General features: G+C 37.5%; 5 protein-coding genes. All 5 read right to left on the bottom strand.

Going from position 1 to position 3,349, the window contains the following annotated elements; translation table 11 throughout:
- A partial coding sequence (locus AC1DND_RS26785; RefSeq protein WP_477585761.1) for a carboxypeptidase-like regulatory domain-containing protein occupies window positions 1-861 on the bottom strand: 861 nt, incomplete at its 3' end.
- A 436-nt stretch (window positions 862-1,297) separates the two neighbouring features.
- A complete protein-coding gene (locus AC1DND_RS26780) occupies window positions 1,298-1,483 on the bottom strand; it encodes a M57 family metalloprotease (RefSeq protein ID WP_477585759.1) in 186 nt (61 codons plus the stop codon).
- 56 nt (window positions 1,484-1,539) lie between these two features.
- Window positions 1,540-1,776, bottom strand: coding sequence for a hypothetical protein (locus AC1DND_RS26775; protein WP_477585758.1), 237 nt, complete (start codon window positions 1,774-1,776; stop codon window positions 1,540-1,542).
- A gap of 171 nt (window positions 1,777-1,947) precedes the next feature.
- Window positions 1,948-2,487, bottom strand: coding sequence for a hypothetical protein (locus tag AC1DND_RS26770; RefSeq protein WP_477585756.1), 540 nt, complete (start codon window positions 2,485-2,487; stop codon window positions 1,948-1,950).
- 9 nt (window positions 2,488-2,496) lie between these two features.
- Window positions 2,497-3,349, bottom strand: an 853-nt coding sequence (gene chrA, locus AC1DND_RS26765; RefSeq protein WP_477585754.1) for a chromate efflux transporter, incomplete at its 5' end; no start/stop codon positions are given.

Below are 3,349 nucleotides of genomic sequence, written 5' to 3'. Positions count from 1 at the left end.
ATCATCTACAGCATTTAAAGTTTGCTTATTATCTGAAAGGTATTGTCTCAACTCAGGAGCTGAAAGCATATCATATTTTTTAGAAACTTTCTCTACGGCAGCATAACCGCTATAATTTAGGCGAGATTGGCCGCTTTTAGAACGTTTTGTGGTTACAATGATTACACCGTTTGCGGCTCTTGAACCATAAATGGCAGTTGAAGATGCATCTTTTAAAATGTCGATATTTTCTATGTCGGCCGGAGCCAATAAATCAATTGAAGCGCCAGGAACACCGTCGATAACGTAAAATGGCTCTTGTGCAGCACCTTCTCGTAAAGTGGACGGACCACGTAAAATAGTAGAAGGTTTAGCATTCGGATCGCCACTTTTAGTAACATTCAGACCTGCAACTTTACCTTGTAAAAGTTGTGCTGGGTTAACCAAAACACCTTGATTAAATTCTTCTGATTTTACAGAAGTTACCGCACCTGTTAAATCTTTTTTGTTAGCGGTACCATAGCCAATAACCACAACATCTTTCAGGGTTTGATTATCCGAAACAAGGATTACATTTATTTTAGCCTGGTTATTAACCGGAAATTCTTTGGTTAAACTTCCAAGTAAAGAAAATGTTAGTACATCAGATGGTTTTGCCTGAATGGTATAAACGCCATTAGTATCAGTTGATGTTCCTAAATTGCTGCCTTTTATTTTAACTGTTACGCCTGGTAATGGCTGGTTGGTTTCATCAACAACTTTACCCGTTATTGTTTTGCCGCCTTGAGCATGGGCATTTAATGAAAAGAAAAGGAGGATTGCAACAAGATATTGCCATTTGCCAATTAAAGACAAGTAGGTCTTTTTGTAGTTTTGTTTCATGAATGATTGGTTATGATTGTTTGGATCATTCACAGAAACAAACGATTGTTCTTGCCCTGTGAATTTCCCACAAAGATGCCTTAACCCGATTAGGGATTTTGTCAATTAGAATTAAGAAATTATTAAGAATTGTAAGGATAATTGAAAATAATGTTAAGGATTTTCAATTGATAGGTTCAGAATAAGGATTGAATTTAACACGATGATGTAAAGATGAAGTGGGCCACATGTTATTGATTGAAAAATGGTGATTTTTTTTCTGAATTATATTGTTCTTTGTTGTTTGTGCTATATTTGTGGTTTTTTTTAAGGCTCTTTCGTTAAAGCATAAAAAAAATACATTTTCCAGCCTTTTCAGTTCAAAAAAAAGAGGAAGACTTTTCAGCTCCCTCTTTTTTTATCTGATCTATACTTTTTTATTTGATCTGTATTTGGTTTATTTATAAAGGTAATTCATTGCAATTACATCATTTGCATTAAATGTACGATCGCCCCCGTTAGAGCAAGCCAGCATAAATGATTCTGCATCTGCTTTTGATGGTGTGCCTGGGATTTGTATCGCGCCAACTCCTGCTGTTCCTTCGTTAGAACGTCTTCCTCCACAGCTATATGCTCTGTTCATATAGTCTGTATGACGGAATCCTATACAATGTCCAACTTCATGTTGCAAAACTGAGGCTACATATAATAAATTAGGATTAGTTCCGTAGGCATTAACATTCGTATTAGGTAACCGTTATCAACTTTACGTGCATTTTCGACGCTAAATCCTAAGCTTTTTATTTGTTGTAAAGTACTTGCTGATATTTCGGCTTTGTTGTCAGTTTCTTCAGAAGTTTTGTTTTTCTTACAAGAAGATATGCAGAAAAATAAAGCGCATACCATGGTTAGTGATAAAAATTTGGTGTTTTTCATGTTTAAGTTAGTTTAGGTTAATATTTAATGATCAGATGAATCTAATATATAAACAAATTCTATGTAATCAAATAGTTACAATATTTTTCTGAACATTTATGTTTTACTACTACAAAGCGGCTTGCTTTAAGCCTTCACTTAACATCCAATACCATTTGTACCGTCACTTATTTAAAAACTAACACCCACCTGTAAACCCGTGGATAGTGATGCTGGTAAATTGTTGCCGAATCTCACAGGGAAAGGCAATGCAAGATACAGGCTCACATCTTTTCCTTTTTTTACAACCTGGTTCAAAACCGGTGTAAAGCCATAACGGCCATTGGTTTCAAATGCTGCACGACCTATAAAAGTAAAGCCATGTTTGAACCTGAACATTGCCCCCGGATGAAATAATACTGAACTTACCTTAGAAATATTATGTTCGGTACGGATACTCGGGGCAATCTCGAAACTGACCCCGAATTTATCACTCTTTAAAATGTTTATTCCAAATGGAAATGCAAGCGTGTATACATCCGAAAAGTTATCATGAAATCCATTTTTATCCCAGGAACCGATGGGGTGAAGCAAGCTGAAATAACCGGTTATCTTTGGATAAGCCTGGTTTTGACCCGTTTGTTGCGCTTTTGTTGATAAATTTAGTAACGTAGTGAAAACAAGTAGAAATATACTGTGCTTAATTGGCGGTTTTGTAGAAATTTTATACATAATGAGAAGTTAGAAGAATTTAATGAGTAGTCCTATCGCAGCCGCTACACCAATGATGTAGGGTTCTTGTAATTTTTTGATGTAGATAAGTGAAAGTATAGCTGCTACTGCGATCAATGCTGTTGGAATGTCTTTTATAGAACGCATACCGATCACAATTACTGAACCAACGAGTGCACCAATCACAGCGGCAGTAATTCCTTCAACGAATGTTTTAACGCTATTATTTTTTGCAACCTTTTTGAAAGAGGGTGCTAAAGCTACTGTGAAAATGTAGCAGGGCAGAAAAGTAGCTAACGCCGCAACACAGGCCCCTGGAAACCCTGCGACAAGATAACCGATAAATCCTACTGTAATTACTACGGGCCCAGGCGTGATCATGGCAACTGCCACCGAGTCTACGAACTGAGCCTCCGTTAACCAACCAAATTCCTTTACTACGCCACCATGCAGGAAAGGTACAATGGCCAGTCCGCTACCAAATACAAATGTTCCTGCCTTAACGAAAAACCAGCCAATATCTTGTAAGGTCTTGCTTTCATAGTGCCAAAAACCAGTACTGAACAATATTCCTGCGTGGAGAGTTGAAGGCTTTTTAATCCATTGTGGTGGGGCCTTAATGAGCATATACAGGATGCCGCAAGCTAGAAAAAGTAAGATTTGCTCTTTTTCGGTAACCACGGTGATCACGATTCCAATGATATAGAACACCCATAAAAGCCATTTGGATTTGATGGCAGCAAGTTCCAGTTTGCTGATTGATTTAATGGTAAGTTTATAAGCACTCATGGTAATGATACCGATTACGGCGGCGCCTACACCATAAAATACTGCTTGCATCCATGCCAGCCCACCATATTGC

The organism is Pedobacter sp. 01N416, assembly GCF_056399685.1.
The sequence above is the reverse complement of the archived record's forward strand: the minus strand, read 5'-3'. Positions and strand labels throughout refer to the sequence as shown.